This is a genomic window from Pseudomonas sp. RGB (assembly GCF_007713445.1).
Taxonomy (GTDB): Bacteria; Pseudomonadota; Gammaproteobacteria; order Pseudomonadales; family Pseudomonadaceae; genus Aquipseudomonas.
In genome coordinates, this window is sequence record NZ_VMSH01000001.1 from 729,029 (window position 1) to 751,416 (window position 22,388).

Sequence of the window (22,388 nt, forward strand, 5' to 3'; positions counted from 1 at the left end):
GGAACTTAACCTGTGAACTGCTACTCAGAGTTACTGAATGGGTGGTGAAGCCCTTCAATGCTCCTATGTTGTGTTAAGTGTTGGCAGATATCTGGACCCCGCCCTAGCGGTCCGGAACTTGGACCCCGAACTTCCCCTCCCCATACGAAGTCCGGGGTTTTTTTTGCCTGCAGAAAAGTTATTCCGCGACTTGCGCGCCCTTGTCCGCCAATTCCATCCAACCGGCCAACACAGTGTAGGCGTCTTCAAGGCCCATGCGCTTGGGCGCCGAGAACAGCTGGATGGTGATCGCATCACCCCAACCCTTACGGATCTCGGACTGCACTTTGAGCAGGGTGTTCTTGGCTGCGCCGTAGGTCAGTTTGTCTGCCTTGGTCAGCAGGATATGCATCGGCATGCCGCTGGCGACGGCCCAATCGAGCATCAGCAGGTCGAAGTCGGTCATTGGATGACGGATGTCCATCATCAAAATCAAACCCTTCAAACTCTCCCGGCCACCCAGGTAAGCCTCCAGGTGACGCTGCCAGTGCAGCTTCAACGGGATAGGTACTTTTGCGTAACCGTAGCCCGGCAGGTCGACCAGACGCCGATCATCGTCTAGCTTGAAGAAATTGAGAAGTTGCGTGCGGCCCGGGGTTTTCGAGGTGCGTGCCAGGCTGGCATGGGTCAGGGTGTTCAACGCGCTGGACTTGCCGGCGTTGGAACGACCGGCAAAGGCGACTTCAAAGCCTTCGTCATCGGGGCATTGGTCTACTTTGGCGGCGCTGAGCATAAACGTGGACTGTTGGCACAGGCCGAGGATGGGATTCTTGAGTTGCATGAGATTTCCGATGTGGGCGGTGCCGAAAAAGGGTGCGGCAAGCGGTGTCGTTTCCGTTTCAGTAGCGCCAGTATATAATGCCGCAGATTTTGTGTGTGCTTTGTCCCAGCGAAGGATGAGGTTCACGGGAGCGAAAGACCTTCATTGCGCATTAGAACGCAAAACGCTCTCAAACCCTGAAAAGGTCGATGTATGACCCGATGGTTGCTCGCTTTTGGTGTCCTGATTCCGCTTTACGGCGCTCAGGCTACACAGGATCCGGAGGCGGTGTACAACCGAGTTTGCGTAGCTTGCCATGCCGGCCAGCTGCCTAACGCCCCAAACGGGGTGACCAGGCAGCCTGGCAGCCAGGACGGGCTAAGGGCATGGACACGTTGGTGCAACACGTGACCCAGGGTTTCAAGGCAATGCCGCCGCGTGGTTTGTGCATGGACTGCAGTACTGAGGATTACCAGGCCATCATTGAATTGATGGTGAGTAAACCCGGTAGATAACTCTTAAACCCTTAGCCGTAGTTGGATTAGCTGATGAACAAACTGATCGTGAGTCTGCTGTTGACCTTGGGCATCACCGGTGTTGCCCATGCTGCAGGCGACGCTACAGCGGGTCAGGCGAAAGCCGCCGTGTGTGGTGCTTGCCATGGACCGGATGGCAATAGCCCGGCGCCGAACTTCCCCAAACTCGCCGGCCAGGGTGAACGTTACCTGACCAAGCAGATGCACGACATCAAGGACGGCAAGCGCACGGTGCTGGAAATGACCGGCTTGCTGACCAACCTCAGCGATCAAGACCTGGCGGACATCGCGGCGTATTTTGCCAGCCAGAAAGGCAGTGTGGGAGCTGCCGACCCGAAACTGGTCGAAAAAGGCCAAGCATTGTTCCGTGGCGGCAAACTCGCCGAAGACCAGCCTATCGGCGGCATGCCGGCGTGCAAGGCTTGCCACATTCCGGACGGCGGCGGTGTCGCAGCGGCGGGCTTCCCTCACCTGAGTGGTCAACATGCTCAGTACACGGCCAAGCAATTGAAGGATTTTCGCGAGAAGGTTCGCTATATCGATGGCGACGCGGGTAACAAAATGATGACTGATATTGCGGCCAAGCTGTCGGATAAAGACATCGAGGCACTGTCCAGCTACATCCAGGGCCTGCACTGATCCGGGCAGGACGTTAACGCTCGATTAATCCATCGATGCAAGCATAAAAAGGGTGGCTTAGGCCGCCCTTTTTTGTGGCCGGTGCCGTTACACTAACGAACTCATGCCCGCGTAGACCTGTCACACCTAAAGGTCGCGTGAGGCGACTTTATTTGTCCAGGAGTAAAGCATGCGTAATCTGATCCTCAGCGCCGCTCTCGTCACTGCCAGCCTCTTCGGCATGACCGCACAAGCTGCCGATAATGTGCCGCTTGAAGCCGGTAAAACCTACGTTGAATTGGCCAACCCGGTGCCGGTTTCGGTGCCAGGCAAGATCGAAGTCGTGGAGCTGTTCTGGTATGGCTGCCCGCATTGCTATGCTTTTGAGCCGGTCATCAATCCATGGGTCGAGAAGCTGCCTGAGGATGTGAATTTCAAACGCGTTCCAGCGTTGTTCGGCGGCCCATGGGATGCTCATGGTCAACTCTTCATCACGCTGGACACCATGGGTGTAGAGCACAAAGTGCACGCAGCGGTGTTCAATGCCATTCAGAAAGAAGGCAAGCGCCTGGTCAAACCTGAAGATATGGCTGATTTCGTCGCCACTCAGGGCGTCGATAAAACCAAATTCCTTGAAACGTTCAACTCGTTCGCTGTGAAGGGCAAGATGGCCCAATACAAAGAGCTTGCCCAGAAGTACGGCGTACAAGGCGTACCTACGCTGATCGTTAACGGTAAATACCGTTTCGACATCGGCAGTGCTGGTGGCGAAGAGCAAGCGCTGAACGTTGCCGACCAACTGATCGCCAAAGAGCGCGCAGCCAAGTAAGGGGCCTACCATGCGCCGCTGGGGTACTGAACGTGTCGTTGGCCTGCATGATGCGAAGGTCAACGAGCATCACCTGGAATCCACAGGCCTTCCGGCAGATAGCCGACTGCGCTTGCTCAGCTTCAATATTCAGGTGGGCATCAGCACCGAAAAGTATCGGCACTACCTCACCCGTGGCTGGCAGCATTTGCTGCCCCACAATGGGCGTGCCGTTAACCTTCAAAAAATCGGCAACCTGCTGAACGACTTCGATTTGGTCGCCCTGCAGGAAGCTGACGGCGGCAGCATACGCTCCGGTTACATCAACCAGGTGGAACACCTCGCGCAGCTCGGCGCGTTCCCGTACTGGTATCAGCAACTCAACCGCAACCTCGGGCGTCTGGCGCAGCACAGCAACGGTGTGCTCAGCCGCTTGAAACCGACCGCCATCGAAGATCACCCCTTGCCAGGCCCCAAAGGGCGCGGGGCGATCCTCGTGCGTTTCGGCGAAGGCCCCGAAGCCTTGGTGGTGGTGATGATGCACCTGGCGCTCGGGGGGCGTACGCGCAACCTGCAGCTCGCCTACATTCGTGAATTAATTGGCAACTACAAGCACCAGGTACTGATGGGTGACATGAACACCCATGCCAACGACCTGCTGCAGAATTCCCCGTTGCGGGACCTCGGGTTACTGGCGCCGCAAGTCGAAGCCACGTTCCCCAGTTGGCGTCCGCAACGCTGTCTAGACCACATCCTGCTCAGTCCGACACTCACACTTGAAAGTGTGCAAGTACTGGCGCAGCCCATCTCCGATCACCTGCCGGTCGCGGTAGAGATTCGTCTGCCGGGTTCGCTTACGGCTGATGCATTACCCGCGTTGAGCCCAGGCCCTCGCGGACCCCTTGCATGAGCGACGACGCCCAGCGCTGGAAAGAGAAATACCTGAAAAGCGTCGAGCAGCAAGACAAGCTCGAACGTCGCTGGGCTGCCCGTCTCGACCTGTTACGTCGAGGCCTGGTGCGCAGCACGCTGGCGGCTGAGGGCACCGATCGCGCGGTTGACCAGTGCATGAAAGAGATGCGCGACGTCGTGCGTACCGACGACATGGACGCCGCCCTCGCAGCCCTGCTGCCGCGCCTTGAAAAGGCCGTGCTGGATTCGGAACAGCGCCGCGAAACCCGGGTTGACCAGATCAGCACTGCGCTCACGGCACTGGTTGCGCAGCTGCAAAAACTGCCGCTGCCGCGTGAAGTGGCACGCCCGCTGAAAACCTTTGCCAAGCAGCTGGATGGTCGAGTCGGCCAGGCACGCGAGATTCCTTTGTTGCTCAGCGAGCTGAGCAGCCTGCAAGGTCAGGCACTGAATAACCTGGACCCGGATGGCGAAACCCCGCGCCCTGGGCCGGGTTTGCTGCAACGCCTGTTTGGCGCGAAAGAGGGTTCGAATGAAGCGCCGGTGGTTGAAGCTGTACCCGCGCCGGCTGCGCCAAAATCCGCTGCGCCCGAGCCCGCCCCTGAGCCTCAGGAGCCGGAGCAATCCGAAGAACTGACACAAGCCTTGCGCGCCTTTGCACCACTGCCGCAAACGCCGGCAGCGTCACAACCCGAACACGTTGTGCCTGTCAAAGTGGCGGAGGTTGCCGGCGAAACCTTTGTCTTCGAGGCGCCGGCTGCAGAGGCGCCTGTCGTTCTGCCCGCCGAGGTACCTGAACCTGAAGCAGTGGAGGCGCTGGTAGAAGAAACCCCTCCAGAAAGCGCACTTGCCGCCTTTATCGAAGAAGCGCAGGTCGAGGTCGACACTCCGAACGAAACCGCCATTGGCAGCTTGTCTCTCCCGCCTGTGCTGGAAAGTCCCGAGCCTGACCCGGATGCGTTGGAATCGGATGGCGTCTACGCACTGCCGGACTCGCCGGAGCCTTCATACAGCTCGGTTGCCAAGCACATCGAAGACACCTTGCTTGGCCTGCTGGAAGACCTGTCACTGCCCGAGCGTCACCGTCCTCAGGCTGAAGCCATGCGCGAGCGCCTGGCTCATGGCTTGAACTGGTACGAACTGCTGCCGATTCTCGATGACCTGGCGGTGTTGATGCTGGCGATCACCGACAGTGGCCAGCACGAGTTCGAGGCTTACCTCAAACAGCTCAATGAGCGCCTCGAAGCGTTCCAGGGCCATCTGCAAGTGGCCAGTGATGGCCACGCTGACAGCCGCTCGGCTGCGCGCGAGCTGGACACGCAGATTCGCGAGCAAGTCGACGGCCTGCAAAGCAGCGTGCAGGAGGCGGCCGACCTGGACAGCCTCAAGCACGTGCTGGAGAGCCACCTTGAAGGCCTGCTCGGCACCATGGATCAACATCAGCAGCAGCGTGATCAGCGAGAGCAGGAAGTGGCGGCGCGCCTCAAGGGGCTGGCTGAGCGGGTGGCGAATATGGAACAGGAAGCCCAGGGGTATCGCGAGCATCTGGAGGTCCAGCGCCAGAAGGCGTTGATCGATCCGCTCACCGGCCTGCCCAACCGGGCGGCCTGGAGCGAGCGTCTGGACCACGAAGTCAACGCCTGGCACCAGCGCGGCAACAGCCTGTCGCTGGCCATGCTGGACCTTGATCACTTCAAGCGCGTCAACGACGGCTATGGGCACTTGGCGGGCGACAAAGTGTTGAAGATCATCGCCAATGTGCTGCGCAAGTACCTGCGCCCGACTGACTTTATTGCGCGGTTTGGTGGTGAAGAGTTTGTGTTGCTGATGCCTGACTCCGCCTTGGTGGATGCCTTGGGCGTGGGCGAGGTGCTGCGCGCGGCGATCGAAGCGTGCCCTTTCCATTTCAAGGGCGAGCCGGTGACGATTACGGTGTCCATGGGCGTGGCGCAGTTCCAGCCGGGTGAGCGCAGTGACTTGGCGCTAAAGCGTGCCGACGAAGCACTTTATCGAGCGAAGGCCGCGGGACGTAATCAGGTGCAGGCGGCGTAAAAGATGTTCCATTTTGTAATTTGACCGCTCAAGCACAATCCGTACGTTACACTGTTGCATTATCGTCTTCAGCGTAATGTCTTCTGCCATGAAATCCTTTTACTTCGCCTTCGTATTGCTCCTGCTCGCCGGCTGCGCGAGCGGCCCTCGCCTGAACACCAGCCATCCTTCGCTCAATCACGACAATCGTGTGCAATTCGTTGTCGTCCATTACACCTCCACCAACCTTGAACGCTCCCTGGCGCTATTGACGCATGGCCAGGTCAGCAGTCATTACCTGATCGGCGATGATGCTTCAGGCACCATCTATAAGCTGGTGGATGAGAGCCAGCGTGCCTGGCACGCCGGGGAAAGCGAGTGGATGGGCCGTACCTGGCTCAACTCCAGCTCCATTGGTATCGAGATCGTCAACCCGGGTTATCGCGACACGCCGACTGGCCGCGTCTGGTACCCGTATTCCGAGGCGCAGGTGCAGTCGTTGGTGGTGTTGCTCAAGGACATCAGCAAGCGCAATGGCATCGATCCCAAGAACATCATTGGCCATAGCGATATCGCGCCGTTGCGCAAGCTCGATCCGGGCCCGTTATTCCCGTGGAAGCGCCTGGCGGCTGAAGGGCTGGGAGCCTGGCCGAATGCGCAGGCGGTCGCTCGATTCCAGATGCAGTACGCCGCTAGCCTGCCAAGCATCACCTGGTTCCAGGAAGAGTTGGCACGGTTGGGCTATCAGACACCACAGACCGGCGAGCTGGATGTTGCCACGCGGCATGTGATCGCGGCGTTCCAGATGCATTTCCGGCCGTCGCTGTTTGATGGCACGCCGGATGCCGAAAGCGCCGCAATCCTGCGCGCATTGAACCGGAGTTAGGCGCTAAAGCGGCAGCGCCATGTAGAACTGCGTGCCCTGCCCCGGCCTCGAGTAGACGCCCATGCGCCCGCCGTGCAGTTGCACGATTTCCTTGCACAGCGCCAGCCCCAGGCCGGCGCCGCCTTTCTTGCGTCCAACCTGCACGAAAGGTTCGAAGATGCGTCCCTGCTGGCCATAGGCGATACCTTCGCCGTTATCCTCGACGCTGATAATCACCCGCTCGCCATGCCGGCGCGCCTGCAGGCGAATTTGCCCGCCATCGGCGGTATGGCGCAATGCGTTGCCTAAAAGGTTGTCGAGTACGCGCTCAAGCTGGGCCTGGTCTGCGTACAGCCTGGGCAACCCGGATTGGGCTTCGACCAGCAATTCGACGTGCTGAGCATTTGCCAGCTCAGTAAAGCGTGCCCGTGCGTGTTCCAGCAGGTCGGTGACATCGCACGGTCCTAGCGTGAGTTTTTGCAGGCCGTTCTGGTAGCGCGAGAAGTTGAGCAAGTCGTTGATCAGCTGCATCAAGCGCTGCATTTCTTCATTAACCGTATCCAGCAGGTCCGCTTCACGGGATTCTGCGGGAAACTTCGCACGCTCGCGAAACAGACCAAAGGCCATGTGCATGCCGGTGACGGGCGTGCGCAGTTCGTGGGAGGCCCGCAAGACGAATTCGCTACGCACGCGCTCGAAAGCGCGCTGCTCGGTCACGTCGTGCAGCACCATCACCGCCCCAAGAATATGCCCTTGGGTATGACTGACTGGCGTCAGGCTGTAGGTCAGCAGGCGCAGTTCGCCCTCGACCTCCACTTCCAAGTCCTCAGGTGCCCGCTCCAGGTTGCCGCCGCGCAGCACCAGTTGCAGTTGCTCATCCATTTCCGGGCGACCCAATGCTTCGCCCAACCCCTGCCCCAAGCGTGCCTCGTCCCAGCCCAGCTGGCGCTGTGCCACAGGGTTGAGATGTTCGAGGCGACCTTGGCGGTCGATCATCAGCAGGCCATCGTCGATGCTGTCGAGCACCGCTTGCAGACGCTGCTGGCCGGCCAGCAGTTCGTCGACATTGGTTGCCTGATGCTGGCGCAACGCTTCGGCCATGATGCCGAAGCGGCGGGTCAGCTGGTTCATTTCCGCGGCCGACGAGATGGGCAGCGTCACTTCGAAATCACCCTGCCCGATCTTGTCGGCGGCTTTGGCCAAGGCTTCGATGGGGCCACCAAAGCGTCGGGCGATACCGTGTGCCGTAATGAAGCCGATGATCAACACTGCCAGCCCGACCAGGCCCAGAAGACCGGCAATCAACAGCGCCCGGTCGCGGGATTTGTGTTCACTTTCGTTGATATTATCCAGCGCGTGCTTGTGCTCGGCGATCAGGCCATTGCGCAAGGCATTAAAGGTTTCGGTCAGCTTCGGGTTTTTGCTATTTGCCAGTGAGCTTTGCTGGGCTTCATCAAATGCCTTGAGGAAGTTCAGGTAGTCAACGCGTGCCTGGCTGAACCCGCTGAGCTTGCCGCCTTGCTGTTCATGGGCGATGCCCTCATCCAGCAAGGCGAAATACTGCTCTTTTGAGGTTTTCAGTGCCTCGGAGTCCGGTTGCTCCTGCAGCATCAGGATCAACTGGTCACCCAAGGTCTGACGCAGCTTGAGGCCAAGGTCCAGCGTGATGAAGTTGCTGCGGATCAGCGACTCCTGGCTCTTGGCCATTTGCATGACACTGACCAGTCCCAGGACCAGTCCCAGCAGGGCGACGGTGATCAGCGCTGAGATACTCAGGAACAAACGAGTGCGCAGTTTCATCGCTAGCTTCATAGGGTACAGCTCACAGGTTGTACTGTTTACGTTTGCGGTACAGGGTCGACGCGTCGATACCGAGAGTGCGGGCCGCCTGGTCCAGCGTGTCACTGGTGGCGAGTACCGCGCCGATGTGGGCTTTTTCCAGCTCATCCAGACTCAGCGCTGCACCAATGCGCGGCGCATTGTTGGTGGGCTGCTCGGCCATCCCGAGGTGGCTGATTTCAACCTTTTCCTGGGGGCAGATGATGCTGGCTCGCTCCACAACGTTTCGCAGTTCTCGGATATTCCCCGGCCAGCGGTAATTGAGCAGTGCTTCGCGCGCTTCATCGCTGAAGCCGCGTGCCGGTCGGGCATATTCCTTGACGAAGCGCGCCAGGAAGCGGTCGGCCAAGGTCAGAATGTCTTCACTGCGCTCACGCAACGGTGGCAAGTGCAAGGTGATGACATTCAGGCGGTAGAGCAAGTCTTCACGGAAGCGGCCTTCGCGCACCATGTCTTCCAGGTTCAGGTTGGTCGCCGCGAGGATGCGTACATCAGCGCGTCGGGTGACCGGGTCGCCCACGCGTTCATATTCCTTGTCCTGAATAAAGCGCAGCAACTTTGGTTGCAAGGTGAGGGGAAAATCGCCGATCTCGTCGAGAAACAGCGTGCCGCCATCCGCCTGGTTGACTCGGCCCAAGGTGCTTTCGCTGGCGCCGGTGAAGGCGCCGCGACTGTGACCGAACAGTTCGCTTTCCATCAGCTCTGCCGTCAGTGACGGGCAGTTGATGGTCACGCAGGACTTCTTCGAGCGCTTGCTCCAGCCGTGAATGGCGCGCGCCAATTCACCCTTGCCCGTGCCTGACTCGCCGAGGATCAAGATGTTGGCGTCGGTGCCCGCGACTTGGCGCGCGGTTTCCAGCACTACCATCATGGCCGGGCTGTGGGAGTCGAGGCCGTCCTTGGGCTGGCGAACTTCGCCTTCCAGGGCTTCGAGGCGAGCGGAGAGTTGGCGCACTTCCAATTGCTTGGCGGTAGCGAGGCGCAGTTGATCTGGGCTGCATGGCTTGACCAGGTAGTCGGCGGCGCCAGCCTGGATCGCGTCGACTGCGGTATCCACGGCGGAGTGTGCGGTCACAATCACCACGCGCATCCACGGCGCCTGGATGCGCATCTGCGCCAACACGTCCAGGCCATTGTCCTCGCCCAGGCGCAGGTCCAGGAAGCACAGGTCAAACACCTGGCGCTGCATCAGTGCATCCGCCTGCGCGGCGCTGTTGGCGGTGGCTACGGTGTAGCCTTCATCTTCCAGGCAGTAACGGAAGGTGCGAAGGATCGCGGATTCGTCATCCACTAAAAGAATGCGGCCTTGAAGTTCCTTGGCTGATTCCATCTGTCCCGCGCTCCCCTTAACTATGAATGATGGTGTTTAGTCCCGGAATAATCGGGCAAGTTGCATGGTTTATTCTGATCGATAAAAGCCGTCTTCGCGCAGGTATCTGCACAACCTCCTACAAACGCGCGATTTGCTGGCCTTTTCATGCCTCGTAGCCACTTCGGCAATGCTATTTCTCTTTTCGATCCCCTGACCCGACCACTGACCATCGTGCATTTCGCACGGCCTGGATAGGGGCATCGTGCAGGATGCTGGGCTATCGATCCGGGATGTATTATTAACTCATTGATTTTATTGAGTTTTATTTTGTAAAAAAACTGGCACGCGCCCTGCAATATCCCTCTCAACAGTGTCATGACCGAATAATCAGAATGCGGGAGAAATGCAGCATGACTCGCCAAAGCCTCAGCCAATTGCGTGTATCGCCACTGCGCTTGCAGCAAGGTCTGTTTGCCAGCTTGGCCTTGATGGTCACGTTGATTGCGGGCCAGCAATTCCAGCATTGGCAGCAGAGTCAGCAGCAAACCCTGCAATTCGAACGTCCGGTGATGACCCAGCACCACTTCAGTTCCGTCAGCAGCGTGGCTGCCGACGTTACCGCCCCGCAATTGAAAGTGGCAGACCAGGATTCGACTCTTGGCGAGTTGCCTGCTCAAGAGCGTTGGGTGTTCTAGGCAACAAAAGGCAGCTTGCGTTGAGCGGCTGCACGGCACTACCGCTGTTACCCCTATAAAAGCGTAAGGAGAATCACCATGTTGAGTTGGGCAATCACATTTCTGATCATCGCCATTGTGGCTGCAGTCCTGGGCTTCGGTGGTATCGCGGGCACCGCCACGGGTATCGCAAAAATTCTGTTTGTGGTCTTCCTGGTGATGTTCATCGCTTCGTTCTTCTTTGGTCGTCGCGGCCGAGGCTGAATATGACCACTTTGTTTATCAAAGCCTGTGCTGCCGCCCTGATTCTGGGCGGTAGCGGCTTGGCGATGGCCGCCAATGACGGTCAGTCCCGGGCTAACGAATTGCTCAGTGCGGACAAGCAGTACCGCGAAACCTGGCAAAGCGTGGTGAAGAAGGAACAACGCCTGCCGGAATGGGTGATGAACCTGTCCGGTACGGCCGAACAAATGAATGCCGTGGAAGAAGATGGCGATAAGTACCTGGTCGGGCCACTCTGCGAGACTGCAGACACGTGCCTGAACAAGCGCCTGATCGTCGCCTTCAGCTACGACAAGGAAGACGCCTACGCCATGTTGGTGGAAGTCCCGGCCGGTTTGCCGGCAGACAAATCCCCAACGCGGCACGCCGATTACCGTTTTATCGGTAAGCCGAACGAAGGCATGAAACAACTGCTGATGGAACAGCTTAAGAAAGATCCGAATTGGTACTAGGTTCCGTCTGACGCATCTGTCGTTAACGGAGCCGGCGTCCATAGAAAGAAGCCCTTTGCTTCTTTCTGTCTGCACCACTCGCCAAGGGTGGTGCATGACCAGGGGGCCGGGTTGCTCTGATCGATTCGGATCGGCGTGACCTACGGGTACAGGGAGTGCCTGCGCAAGGGCCGGGTCAGGCGAAAAGCTGCGACGCAAGTTCACAAGTCCTCAAGCTTGCTGAACTTGCGGCGGGCTTATCGCGCATTAATCCTCTTGTATGTCGCCTATAGTCGCTATTTTCTATCTCGCCTCCTCCCAAGCGTTACTTGGTGTGTCGGTGCGACCTTCTATCTAGAAAATTATGCTCGCGCTATAGGACTCTTCGGACGCCAACCCCATCTAATTGCAGGCATTTTTGCCGGTGACTCACAGACGTCCAACCTCTCTGAGCGAGCCGCTCGTTGCCGGTTCACGGCATATTCACCGGACGGAATGGCGGAATCGAACTGACCGTTCAGACAACTATTTTCAAAAAAAGCCATGCCGATTCGGCATAGGGTAGGCGTTTACGGCATTAGACGTCGCCCCCTTGCATGGGAATAGTTGCGCCTTTTTTCGCCTGCCAGTAAGCCATTTCGGCCACGCTGCGGTGACCTTCTACGGAGGCAGATGCACACACTTTTTCGCTTCCGAGCGTTCCAGATGGCGCATGTGCCTTAAGTCCACTTGAAGTAAGGGTAATGACATGAAGAAGGCAAAGCTAAGCCTCGCCTGGCAGATCCTCATCGGTTTGGTGCTGGGGATCGCAATCGGTGCAGTGCTCAACCATTTCAGTGCTGAAAAAGCCTGGTGGATCAGCAATGTGTTGCAGCCGGCGGGCGATATCTTTATCCGCCTGATCAAGATGATCGTGATCCCGATTGTGATTTCCTCGCTGATCGTTGGCATCGCCGGCGTGGGTGACGCGAAGAAGCTCGGTCGCATCGGCGTCAAAACCATCCTTTACTTCGAAGTGGTCACCACCATCGCCATTGTGGTCGGTCTGTTGCTGGCCAACCTGTTCCACCCAGGCGCTGGCATCGACATGAGTACCCTGGGTACCGTCGATATCTCCAAGTACACCGCCACCGCTGCCGAAGTGCAGCATGAGCATGCGTTCATCGAGACCATCCTCAACCTGATTCCCTCGAACATCTTCGCTGCCGTCGCCCGTGGCGACATGCTGCCGATCATCTTCTTCTCGGTGCTGTTCGGCCTCGGCCTGTCGAGCCTCAAGCCGGAACTGCGTGAGCCTCTGGTCACTATGTTCCAGGGCGTTTCCGAGAGCATGTTCAAAGTCACCCACATGATCATGAAGTACGCCCCGATCGGCGTATTCGCGTTGATCGCGGTGACCGTCGCCAACTTCGGCTTCGCCTCGCTGCTGCCGCTGGCCAAGCTGGTGATTCTGGTTTACGTCGCCATCCTGTTCTTCGCCTTCGTGGTGCTGGGCCTGATCGCTCGCCTGTTCGGCTTCTCGGTGATCAAGCTGATGCGCATCTTCAAGGATGAGCTGGTGCTGGCCTACTCCACCGCCAGTTCCGAAACCGTGCTGCCGCGCGTCATCGAGAAGATGGAAGCCTACGGCGCGCCGAAGGCCATCTGCAGCTTCGTGGTACCGACCGGCTACTCGTTCAACCTCGACGGTTCGACCCTGTATCAGAGCATCGCGGCGATCTTCATCGCCCAGCTGTACGGCATTGACCTGTCGATCGGCCAGCAGCTGATGCTGGTGCTGACCCTGATGGTGACCTCCAAAGGCATCGCCGGCGTACCGGGTGTGTCCTTCGTCGTATTGCTGGCTACCCTGGGCAGCGTGGGCATTCCGCTGGAAGGCCTGGCGTTCATCGCCGGTGTCGACCGTGTGATGGACATGGCGCGTACCGCACTCAACGTGATCGGCAACGCCTTGGCCGTATTGGTCATCTCCCGTTGGGAAGGCATGTACGACGACGCCAAAGGCGAGCGCTACTGGAACTCCCTGCCGCACTGGCGCAGCAAACAGGCATCGCCAACCGCCCAAGCCACTCGCGGCTGATAGCCCGCGGCGTGAACACAAACCCCGGAAAATTCCGGGGTTTGTCGTTTCTGCCAGCCCCGCTATCATTCGCCCCATCTTTCGGGGGATTCAACAGATGCTCAATGGCCTGTGGCTTGGCTTCTTTGTCGTGGCAATGGTGTCAGCACTGGCGCAATGGCTGATTGGCGGTAATGCCGGGATTTTTGCGGCGATGGTGGAAAGCATTTTCGCCATGGCCAAATTGTCGGTGGAAGTCATGGTGCTGCTGTTCGGCACCCTGACCTTATGGCTGGGCTTTTTGCGCATCGCCGAAAAAGCCGGGATCGTCGACTGGTTGGCCAAGGCCCTTGGCCCGCTGTTTCGCCGCCTGATGCCGGAAGTGCCGGCCGGCCACCCCGCTATCGGCTTGATCACCCTCAACTTCGCCGCCAACGGCCTTGGGCTGGACAACGCTGCCACGCCGATTGGCCTGAAAGCCATGAAGGCGCTGCAGGAACTCAACCCGATCCCCAACACCGCCAGTAACGCGCAGATTCTGTTCCTGGTGCTTAACGCGTCGTCGCTGACGCTGTTGCCGGTGACCATCTTCATGTACCGCGCCCAGCAAGGCGCAGCGGACCCTACGCTGGTGTTTCTGCCGATCCTGCTGGCAACCAGTGCCTCGACCCTGGTCGGCCTATTGTCGGTGGCGGTGATGCAGCGCCTGCGGCTGTGGGATCCGGTGGTGCTGGCCTACCTGATTCCCGGCGCATTGATCCTCGGTGGCTTTATGGCGTTGCTGGCGACCTTGTCCGCCACGGCGCTGGCCGGTTTGTCATCGATCCTTGGCAACCTGACGCTGTTCGGGTTGATCATGCTGTTTTTGCTGATCGGTGCGCTGCGCAAGGTCAAGGTGTACGAGGCGTTCGTCGAAGGCGCCAAAGAGGGTTTCGACGTTGCCAAGAACCTGCTGCCGTATCTGGTGGCGATGCTGTGCGCGGTGGGCGTGTTACGCGCCTCGGGAGCCTTGGACTTTGGCCTTGAAGGCATTCGCCACCTGGTGGCCTGGACGGGTTTGGACACGCGTTTTGTCGACGCGTTGCCGACCGCCATGGTCAAGCCCTTCTCCGGCAGTGCCGCGCGGGCGCTGCTGATCGAGACCATGCAAACCAAGGGTGTGGACAGCTTCCCGGCGTTGGTGGCGGCGACGATTCAGGGCAGTACGGAAACCACCTTCTACGTGTTGGCGGTGTACTTCGGCTCGGTGGGGATCCAGCGGGCGCGGCATGCGGTGGGGTGTGCGTTGCTGGCGGAGTTTGCCGGTGTCGTGGCGGCGATTTCGGTGTGCTACTGGTTCTTCGGTTAAGGCTCACACCGCTTTCGCGAGCAAGCCCGCTCCCACATTTGACCGCGTTTATCCTGACGAAATGCGTTCGAATGTGGGAGCGGGCTTGCTCGCGAAGAGGCCGTCAGCGTTTCGCAGCAGCATTGCCCTGCGCCACCACCCAATCCACCACCTGCTTATTCAACTGATCCCCCGCCCGCCCAAACGCGGCCACCACCGCCGGCACCTGGGTGGCACCCACCGGCTGCTTCACCTCAAACCGCCGGCTGGCAATAATGCGCTGATCACTCCCCCGCACCAGCCTTGCGTCCAGGCGGACGACTACCTCTACAGCACTGCCGTGGTACTCGCTCTGAAACGCCTGCAATTGCCCGCCCAGCTCGTAATCGGCCTGCAAGTTGGTCTCGTCGGTACTCAACAGCGTCACCCGCCCATCGCGCTGGAAACCGTCCATGAACCGGTTGCGCAGCAACACCGGCGTCGGGTCGCTCCAGCGTGAGTTCGCATAGCTGCTGATCAGGTCGCCGTTGGGCACCACGGCAATGCGCGGGCTGTCGAGAAACTCGCTGCTCTGCGGCTTGCTCACGCGCAGCGACCAGCTCACCGGCGCGCCTTGGGTGGTCGTCTGGGCCGAAGCCAGGCGGTACACGTCCGAAGGGTCGGGCTTGGGCAGGATCGAGCAGGCGCTGACCAGCACCAGGGCCACAGGGGCGATCAGTTGATAAGCGCGCTTCATGGCGTGAACTCCTTATTCTTGTCGCTGCCCAGCAGGTAGCCGCTGGGGTTGGCTTCCAGGCGGCGGGAGATGGCGCGCAGCGAACCCAGGGTTTCGCGCAGTTCGCGCACGGCCGGCGCCAGTTCATTGAGGCCCTGCATGCCGCTGTTCACCGAGTCCTTGTTATTGGTCAGCAAGGTGTTGATGGTTGCGGTGCTTTGTTCAAGCGATCTCATTGCCTGCTCGGCGCTGCCGAAGGCTTGCTTGCCTTGATCGTTCAGCAGGCCGTTGGCGTTGCGCATCAGCACGGTGGTTTGCTCCAGGGCGGCCGTCGCCTGTTTGCTCACCTGCATCAGTTGCTGCATCACCAGCTTGATGTCACCGCGTTGCTCGGCGATGGCGCCAGTGGTTTGTTGCAGGTTGTCCAGGGTGTTGCTCAGGCGCTCGACGTTCTCCCGGGAGAACATGTGGTTGGCGTTGTGCAGCAGCAGGTTGATGCTGGTCATCAGGTCGTTGCTGTTATTGAGCAGGCGCGCGATCGGCGATGGCGAGGCGATGATTTCCGGCAGGTTGCCGTCCTTGCCCTTGAGTTCCGGGCTTTGCGGTGTGCCACCGCTTAGCTGGATGATCGAGGTGCCGGTGATGCCGGTCAGGGCCAGCTTGGCCTGTGTGTCTTCCTTGATCGGCGTCTGCCCGGCCAGGCGGATACGTGCCAGTACGCGGCGCGGGTCGTTGGGGTCCAGGCGCAGGCTGGTGACGTCGCCCACCTTGATCCCGCTGTACTGCACCGAGCTGCCTTGCGACAGGCCGCTGACCGCCTCGTTGAACACCACTTCATAATCCTGGAAGGCACTGTCGACGCTGGACTTGGCCAGCCACAGGCCAAACAGCATCGCGCCGACCACCACGATTACGCTGAACAGACCGATCATCACATGATGGGCTCGGGTTTCCATGTCATACCTCGTTGAGCGATTGAGCGGCATCCAATGCCGCGCGGCCGCGGGGGCCGTGGAAATATTCGTGAATCCAGGGGTCGTTCGTTTCCGAGACGACATCAATGGCATCGGCCACCAGCACTTTTTTCTGTGCCAGCACCGCCACACGGTCGGTGATGGTGTACAGCGTGTCGAGGTCGTGGGTGACCAGGAACACGCTCAGCCCCAGCGCATCGCGCAAGGTCAGGATCAGTTGGTCGAATTGCGCCGCGCCAATCGGGTCGAGGCCGGCGGTGGGTTCGTCGAGAAACAGGATGTCCGGGTCCAGCGCCAAGGCTCGGGCCAGAGCCGCACGCTTGATCATGCCGCCGGAGAGTGACGCCGGGTACTTGTCGGCCGCCGACAGCGGCAACCCCGCCAGGGCAAGCTTGACCGCGGCCAGGTGCTCGGCGTCGGCGCGGCTGAGGCCCGCGTGCTCGATCAGCGGCAGGGCGACGTTTTCGGTGACGGTCAGCGAGGAAAACAGCGCGCCCTTCTGAAACAGCACGCCAAAGCGTCGCTCCACCAGTGAGCGTTGCTGTTCCGGCAGGCTCGGCAGGTTCTTGCCGAACACCCGCACCTCGCCTTCGCTGGGGCGGCGCAGGCCGACGATGCTGCGCAGCAACACCGACTTGCCGCTGCCGGAGCCGCCCACCACCGCGAGGATCTCGCCCTCGTACAAATCCAGATTGAGGTTCTCGTGCACGCTCTGGCTGCCTAAGCGGTTGCACAGGCCGCGCACTTCGATCACCGCCTCGGTGGGCGCACGGTGTAGACGACTCACCAGCCCATCTCCATAAAGAACAGCGCGGCAACCGCGTCCAGCACGATCACCACAAAAATCGATTGCACCACGCTGGAGGTGGTGTGGGCGCCGACCGATTCGGCGCTGCCACTGACCTTGAAGCCTTCGAGGCAGCCAATCGCGGCGATCAGGAAGGCAAAGATCGGCGCTTTCACCATGCCCACCAGAAAATGTTGTACACCGATGTCCGATTGCAGCAGCGAGAGAAACATCGCCGGTGAAATATCCAGTGCCACCGCACACACCACGCCGCCGCCGACGATACCCGAGAGCATCGCCAGAAAGGTCAGCATCGGCAGCGACACCAGCAGCGCCATCACGCGCGGCAACACCAGCAGCTCCATCGGGTCCAGGCCCAGGGTGCGGATGGCGTCGATTTCTTCGTTGGCCTTCATCGAGCCGATTTGCGCGGTGAAGGCGCTGGCGGTGCGGCCGGCGATCAGGATTGCAGTGAGCAGCACGCCAAATTCACGCAGGAAAGAGAACGCCACCAAGTCCACGGTAAAAATGGTCGCGCCGAAACTCTTGAGCACCGTAGCGCCGAGAAATGCCACCACTGCCCCGACCAAGAAGGTCAGCAAGGCCACGATGGGGGCGGCGTCGAGGCCGGTCTGTTCGATATGCGCGACCATGGGCGTAATGCGCCAGCGCTTGGGGCGCAAGATGCCGCGGGCGAAGGTTTCCAGGATCAGGCCGATAAAGCCGAGCAGCTTCTTGCTGTCTTGCCACACGGTGTCCACCGCGCGGCCGATGCGCGCCAGCACCTGGATGCCGGCGGCCTCTTCCGGGGCTTTGTCCGGCACACAAAAATCATTCAGCGAGCGGTAGACGGTTTTCAGCAGCGCGCGGTCGGCGGCGGACAGGCTGCAATCGGTCTGTTCGGCCGATTGCTCGATACGGTGCGGCCCCAGCAGCTCTACCAGCAGCGACGCGCCCGCGGTATCCAGGGCGCCCAAGCCATTGAGGTCGATGCGTGCGCCGGCGTCGTATTGGCCGTCGAGTGTGTCCGACAGCTTCTTGAGATTTGCGTAGTGGGCAAGCGTCCAGTCCCCCGTAATCCTGAGTAACGGAGGAGCGGTAGTCGTGTCGAGATGGGCGGCGCCCGCCGTGGTACTGGTGGTCATAAGCTCCGAGCTTGTTTGGCTATCCAGAATTCCTACGTAATAGCACGATACGGCCTACTTTGGCGTGTCCGTTTGTGCTGTGTCAGTGACTTTGAATCGCAGCACGCCAATGACCTGGCCGTCCTCCGTCAGCACCCGCACTTGCCAGCGGCCTACCGCGTCGGCGGGGAAGTTCTGCTTGTGCGTCCAGGCGCGGTAGCCTTCGTCGCGCCCGCCGTGGATATCCAGGGCAATGCGGTCAACCTCTTTGCCGTTGAATTTCCACACATGGTAAATCCGCTCATCCAGCCCGCGCGGCGCGTTGATCGCGGTGTAGGCGTACAGCCCGCCACTGCGCAGTTGGGCGGCGGTGACTTCCTTGAGGTCATCTCCGGGCGTACGGTCCTGCAGTTGGGTGCTGATCGCCACTTCGGTCATCCACAGCGTGGCCGGCGGCACCCACGTGCGCAGGAACCAGCCGGCGCAGCCAATGGCGGCCGTCACCCCCAGCAGCATCGCCCAACCTTTGAAGCTGCGCAGCGGCAAGCTGACCGCCAGGCTCGGGATCGACAGCGCCATGGCCACACCCAGCGCCAATTTGTAACTTTCGGCGGTGGTCAGGTGCAGGATGATCGGCAGCGCGGTGAGCAGCGCGGCGAACAAGGTCAGTGTGTGCAGCGCCAGGAACAGCGAGCGTTTCGGCGCCAGCCATTTGTAGTACAGCGGGTCGGTGATCGACACCAGTGCCGCCGCGCCGAGCAGGCCGGTGAAAACCGACTGGCCGCTGTTCCAGGTGGTGGTGACGAAAAAGAAGGGCAACACAAAAAACAGACTTTCCTGGTGGATCATCTGGGTGGCGTAGCGCAGCAGGGGTTCGGGGATTTCGCGTTTGAAGACCTTGGCGAACAGCTGGGTGAAGCTGTTTTCCAGCATCAGCCACAGCCAGCTCACCAGCATGATCACGGCGATCCAGCTGGCCATGCCCTGCTGGCGATCCACCAGCATGAAGCTGCACACACCCGAGATAAAGCCGCCGAGTGCGATGACCCCAGGGTAGCGCTTGATCAGGACGAGAATGCGCTGGATAAGGGGCGGCAGCTTTGGCATGAGCGATCCACAATGTGTGTAGGAAAAAACCCGGACAGAATAACGTCTTAGTCCAGTGTTCGGTGCCTCATTACGCGATCCGTTTGCGATAAAGCCGCAGGCCGCCCAACACAATGGCGATCAGCCCGAGCACGCCCGCGCCGATCCAGGTCAGGCTGTCGTAGCTCAACAGCGGTTTTTCGATACGCCAATAGCCCGCCTGGTCAAACACTTGGCGCATGGCCTGGTTGGCCTGTTTCAGGTTGACGGCCTTGATGCGTTTGACCGGGTCGCTGAAGTGGCCGTCGGCGTAGTCGCCGGATGCACTCCAGTAGTAATCGGCCAGCGCACTGTTGCCCTGCACGGCCCACGCCTGGCGCGCGATGGCAGCTTGCTGCAGGCGGGCGAAGGTGGCTGCGTCGAGGCCGTCCTTGAGCAGTTGCGCCCTGAGCGCTTGCAGCACCTGTTCGGCTTGCGGCAGGTTTTCACGCTCAAGGTCGGCATTCAGGCTCAGGAAACCGACACCGCCGAGCACTTCACGCTCGCTCCACGGGCCGTAGGACAAACCGTGCTTGAGGCGCAGTTGGCGGTACAGCGCCCAGTCGAGGTAGTCCTTGAGCAGGTCGTAGGTTTCATCATGCTGGTCGTCCAGTACCGGTTCCGGGAACAGCCAGTGCAGTTTGGCGCTGTCACCGATCCAGCCGTGGATCAGGTCGCGATGGCTGGCGGCGGCGTGCTGGATTTCCGGAAGCGGCAAATGCTCGCTCGGCTCGATGGGATCAAGTTGGCCGTAGGTGCGTTCCAGGTAGGCCGGCAGCAGTTTGTCGAGGTCGCCGACGATGATCAGGGTCATGTTGTTGGGCGCGTACCAGTTTTTGCGCAGCGCTTGCAATTGATCGCGGGTCAAGTGGTCGACCTCGGCGCGTTCAGCGCACTTGAGCCCCAGCTCAACGGCCAATTGGTTGCTGGCGGTGTGGCCAAGGTCCTGGCGGTCGAGCAGGCGTTGCAGGTGCGAGTAATGCCCGCCGTCTTCGCGTTCGACCACGCGCTTGGCCGCAGAGATGTTGGCGTCGGTCAGTTCTGTGCGAGTGATGATGGCCAACAGCAAATCCAGCACTTTGCGCTGGTTTTGCGCGGGCGCTTCAATCACGAAAGTGGTGTCGGCGTTACTGGTGTAGGCGTTCCAGTCGCCGCCCAAGGCCTGCATGCGCTCTTCGAGGTCGCCTTCGCCGCCGCCGTCGATGCCACTGAACAACAAGTGTTCGAGCAGGTGCGGCAGCTCTTTTTCTTCACAAGGGAAGTCATCCAGGCCTACGCCTACCACCAGGCGGATAGCTACGTGCCCGCGCTCGGTGCCCGGTTTGAGCAGCAGCTGCAGGCCGTTGGGCAAGGTGTAGCCCTCGACTTGCAGGCGGTCAAAGGCAAAGGTATGTGCCGAGCCCATGAGCAGGCAGGCGAATAGCAGGCGACGCATAACAGCTTCCTGGCGAGTGAGGTCCACTGTTAACTGACTTCACTCACCGTCGTACGTTCAGGGTGAATGGGTGATGTCGGCGATATCTTCGGCCGAGAGTGCGCCGGTGTCGGACGTTTCGAGCACAACGTAGGCGCTGCTGCAGAACAGTGAGTTGAGGCGTTTCATGTCGGCAATCAGCTCCAGGTGCAGGGAACTGGTTTCCAGGCTCTGTACGATCTTGCGTTGCAGACGGCTGACGTGGGCGTGAGCCAGGCGGCGTTCCTGAGCGCGGAAGCGGCGCTTCTCGCGCAGCAGTTGGCGGGCGCTTTCCGGGTCGGCACTGAGGAACACCGACAGGCCCAGACGCAGGTTGGCAATCAGCTGGGTGTGCAGGCCGGCCAACTCCTCCAGGCCTACTTCGGAGAACTGCCGGCGTTGCGAGGTTTTCTGCTGCTGGACTTTGCGCAGCATGCGCTCGATCAGGTCGCCAGCCAGTTTCAGGTTGATCGACAGCTCGATGATCTCGGCCCAACGACGGCTGTCCTGTTCGCTGAGGTCTTCACGCGGCATTTGCGCCAGGTAAAGCTTGATCGCGCTGTACAGGGCTTCAACGTCGTCACTGAGGCTGCGCATTTCCTGAGTGATGGCGGTTTGCTTGCCGCGCAACACTTCGAGCATTGCGGTGAGCATGTTGTCGATCAGGTCGCCCAGGCGCAGGGTTTCGCGCGCGGCGTTGGCCAATGCCAGGCTTGGGGTGTCGAGCGCGGCAAGGTCGAGGTGGCGCGGTTTGGCTTTGCCGTTGGTCTCGGCTTGTTCCGGCAGCAACCAGGCGCACAGGCGCGCCATTGGGCCGATCGTCGGCAGCAGGATGAGGCAGCGGCTGACGTTGTAGAGCAGGTGGAAGGTAATGACCATGCCTTGGGCGCTGTAGTCCAGGCCGTCCATCCAGCCTACGAGCGGGTCGAGCACCGGGATGATCAGCAGTAAGCCGATCAGTTTGTACAGCAGGCTGCCCAGTGCCACTTGCCGACCGGCCGCGTTCTGCATGCTGGTGCTGAGAAACGCCAGCACGCCACTGCCGATGTTGGCGCCTATCACCAAGCCGATGGCCACGTGCAGGCCGATCACGCCCGCCCCGGCCAGGGTTGCCGTGAGCAGTACGGCAGCCAGGCTGGAGTAGGAAATCATCGCGAACAATGCACCGACCAAGGCATCCAGCAGGATGTCGCCGGTCAGCGAGGCGAACAGCACTTTGACGCCTTGGGCGTGGGTGATGGGCCCAGCGGCTTCGACAATCAGCTGCAGTGCCAGAATGATCAGGCCCAGGCCGATGCCGACGCGGCCCATCTGCCCTGCTCGCGTCTGTTTGCGCGACAGGAAGAAAATCACCCCGAGAAAAATCAGCAGCGGCGACAGCCAGGACAAGTCAAAGGTCAGCACGCGCGCCATCAACGCTGTACCGACGTCGGCACCGAGCATGGTCGCCAAGGCAGGCGTGAGCCCCATCAGGCCCTGGCCGACAAAGGATGTCACCAGCATCGCCGTGGCGTTACTGCTTTGCACCATGGCCGTCACCAGGATACCGGCGACAAACGCCAGCCAGCGCTTGGACATGTTCTGCCCGATGACTTGGCGCAAGTTGGAGCCGTAGACCCGCAAGATGCCGGTACGGACGATATGCGTGCCCCAGATAAGCAGGGTCACGGCGGAAAGCAGATTGAGCAAGGTCAGCATGCTCGGCCCCCCGTGTGGG

The 22,388-nt window shown here is 60.2% G+C and carries 20 protein-coding genes and 1 pseudogene; 11 read left to right on the forward strand and 10 right to left on the reverse strand.

Features of this window, described 5'->3' with window-relative positions; genetic code table 11:
• Positions 1–178: 178 nt before the first annotated feature.
• Positions 179–820: a ribosome biogenesis GTP-binding protein YihA/YsxC gene (yihA, locus tag FPT15_RS03440; RefSeq protein ID WP_145158527.1), complete on the reverse strand. Its 642-nt coding sequence runs from the start codon at positions 818–820 to the stop codon at positions 179–181.
• 192 nt (positions 821–1,012) lie between these two features.
• Here yihA and FPT15_RS03445 point away from each other — a divergent pair.
• The 6 genes and pseudogenes from FPT15_RS03445 to FPT15_RS03470 all read left to right on the forward strand — a co-directional run bounded on the left by FPT15_RS03445 (position 1,013) and on the right by FPT15_RS03470 (position 6,590).
• Positions 1,013–1,314, forward strand: a pseudogene (locus tag FPT15_RS03445) (cytochrome c5 family protein).
• 33 nt (positions 1,315–1,347) lie between these two features.
• Positions 1,348–1,974, forward strand: a complete 627-nt coding sequence (locus FPT15_RS03450; protein WP_106576039.1) for a cytochrome c4 — start codon at positions 1,348–1,350, stop codon at positions 1,972–1,974.
• A 169-nt stretch (positions 1,975–2,143) separates the two neighbouring features.
• The gene (locus FPT15_RS03455) at positions 2,144–2,782 is read left to right on the forward strand and encodes a thiol:disulfide interchange protein DsbA/DsbL (protein WP_119741330.1); all 639 of its coding nucleotides are present in this window, start codon (positions 2,144–2,146) and stop codon (positions 2,780–2,782) included.
• Between the two features lie 10 nt (positions 2,783–2,792).
• A complete protein-coding gene (locus FPT15_RS03460; protein ID WP_119741332.1) occupies positions 2,793–3,671 on the forward strand; it encodes an endonuclease/exonuclease/phosphatase family protein in 879 nt (292 codons plus the stop codon).
• On the forward strand, positions 3,668–5,725 hold the full coding sequence (locus FPT15_RS03465; RefSeq protein WP_145158529.1) for a GGDEF domain-containing protein: 2,058 nt from the start codon (positions 3,668–3,670) through the stop codon (positions 5,723–5,725). Before FPT15_RS03460 ends, FPT15_RS03465 begins: the two co-directional genes overlap by 4 nt.
• Positions 5,726–5,813: 88 nt before the next feature.
• Positions 5,814–6,590: an N-acetylmuramoyl-L-alanine amidase gene (locus FPT15_RS03470; protein WP_145158531.1), complete on the forward strand. Its 777-nt coding sequence runs from the start codon at positions 5,814–5,816 to the stop codon at positions 6,588–6,590.
• A 3-nt stretch (positions 6,591–6,593) separates the two neighbouring features.
• On the opposite strand, the gene FPT15_RS03475 is transcribed toward FPT15_RS03470, so the two are convergent.
• The gene (locus FPT15_RS03475; RefSeq protein ID WP_145158533.1) at positions 6,594–8,381 is read right to left on the reverse strand and encodes a KinB sensor domain-containing domain; all 1,788 of its coding nucleotides are present in this window, start codon (positions 8,379–8,381) and stop codon (positions 6,594–6,596) included.
• A 10-nt stretch (positions 8,382–8,391) separates the two neighbouring features.
• Positions 8,392–9,738 (reverse strand): sigma-54-dependent response regulator transcription factor AlgB, encoded by a 1,347-nt coding sequence (gene algB / locus FPT15_RS03480; protein ID WP_145158535.1) that lies wholly within the window; start codon positions 9,736–9,738, stop codon positions 8,392–8,394.
• Between the two features lie 392 nt (positions 9,739–10,130).
• On the opposite strand from algB, the gene FPT15_RS03485 reads away from it, so the two are divergent.
• The 5 genes from FPT15_RS03485 to FPT15_RS03505 all read left to right on the forward strand — a co-directional run bounded on the left by FPT15_RS03485 (position 10,131) and on the right by FPT15_RS03505 (position 14,514).
• Positions 10,131–10,415, forward strand: coding sequence for a hypothetical protein (locus FPT15_RS03485; RefSeq protein ID WP_145158537.1), 285 nt, complete (start codon positions 10,131–10,133; stop codon positions 10,413–10,415).
• A 78-nt stretch (positions 10,416–10,493) separates the two neighbouring features.
• The gene (locus tag FPT15_RS03490) at positions 10,494–10,658 is read left to right on the forward strand and encodes a DUF1328 domain-containing protein (protein WP_003170804.1); all 165 of its coding nucleotides are present in this window, start codon (positions 10,494–10,496) and stop codon (positions 10,656–10,658) included.
• Between the two features lie 2 nt (positions 10,659–10,660).
• Entirely contained in the window at positions 10,661–11,128 is a 468-nt protein-coding gene (locus FPT15_RS03495) for an inhibitor of vertebrate lysozyme family protein (protein ID WP_119741338.1), read from the forward strand.
• A 727-nt stretch (positions 11,129–11,855) separates the two neighbouring features.
• Positions 11,856–13,187: a glutamate/aspartate:proton symporter GltP gene (gltP, locus tag FPT15_RS03500; protein WP_145158539.1), complete on the forward strand. Its 1,332-nt coding sequence runs from the start codon at positions 11,856–11,858 to the stop codon at positions 13,185–13,187.
• 97 nt (positions 13,188–13,284) lie between these two features.
• The gene (locus tag FPT15_RS03505; protein WP_145158541.1) at positions 13,285–14,514 is read left to right on the forward strand and encodes a nucleoside recognition domain-containing protein; all 1,230 of its coding nucleotides are present in this window, start codon (positions 13,285–13,287) and stop codon (positions 14,512–14,514) included.
• Between the two features lie 103 nt (positions 14,515–14,617).
• Here FPT15_RS03505 and FPT15_RS03510 read toward each other — a convergent pair whose 3' ends face one another.
• From FPT15_RS03510 to FPT15_RS03540, 7 genes are all read right to left on the reverse strand, one after another.
• The gene (locus tag FPT15_RS03510; protein ID WP_145158543.1) at positions 14,618–15,229 is read right to left on the reverse strand and encodes an ABC-type transport auxiliary lipoprotein family protein; all 612 of its coding nucleotides are present in this window, start codon (positions 15,227–15,229) and stop codon (positions 14,618–14,620) included.
• On the reverse strand, positions 15,226–16,164 hold the full coding sequence (locus tag FPT15_RS03515) for an MlaD family protein (RefSeq protein ID WP_145158545.1): 939 nt from the start codon (positions 16,162–16,164) through the stop codon (positions 15,226–15,228). Before FPT15_RS03515 ends, FPT15_RS03510 begins: the two co-directional genes overlap by 4 nt.
• A gap of 1 nt (position 16,165) precedes the next feature.
• The gene (locus FPT15_RS03520) at positions 16,166–16,969 is read right to left on the reverse strand and encodes an ABC transporter ATP-binding protein (protein ID WP_145158547.1); all 804 of its coding nucleotides are present in this window, start codon (positions 16,967–16,969) and stop codon (positions 16,166–16,168) included.
• Positions 16,966–18,114: an ABC transporter permease gene (locus FPT15_RS03525; protein ID WP_145158549.1), complete on the reverse strand. Its 1,149-nt coding sequence runs from the start codon at positions 18,112–18,114 to the stop codon at positions 16,966–16,968. The genes FPT15_RS03520 and FPT15_RS03525 overlap by 4 nt, the downstream gene beginning before the upstream one ends.
• Positions 18,115–18,168: 54 nt before the next feature.
• A complete protein-coding gene (locus FPT15_RS03530; RefSeq protein ID WP_106576053.1) occupies positions 18,169–19,200 on the reverse strand; it encodes a DUF5924 family protein in 1,032 nt (343 codons plus the stop codon).
• A 70-nt stretch (positions 19,201–19,270) separates the two neighbouring features.
• Positions 19,271–20,653 carry a pitrilysin family protein gene (locus FPT15_RS03535; RefSeq protein ID WP_145158551.1) on the reverse strand — a complete coding sequence of 461 codons (1,383 nt, stop codon included), beginning with the start codon at positions 20,651–20,653 and terminating at the stop codon, positions 19,271–19,273.
• Between the two features lie 57 nt (positions 20,654–20,710).
• Positions 20,711–22,369 (reverse strand): Na/Pi cotransporter family protein, encoded by a 1,659-nt coding sequence (locus FPT15_RS03540; protein ID WP_106576055.1) that lies wholly within the window; start codon positions 22,367–22,369, stop codon positions 20,711–20,713.
• Between the last annotated feature and the right edge of the window lie 19 nt (positions 22,370–22,388).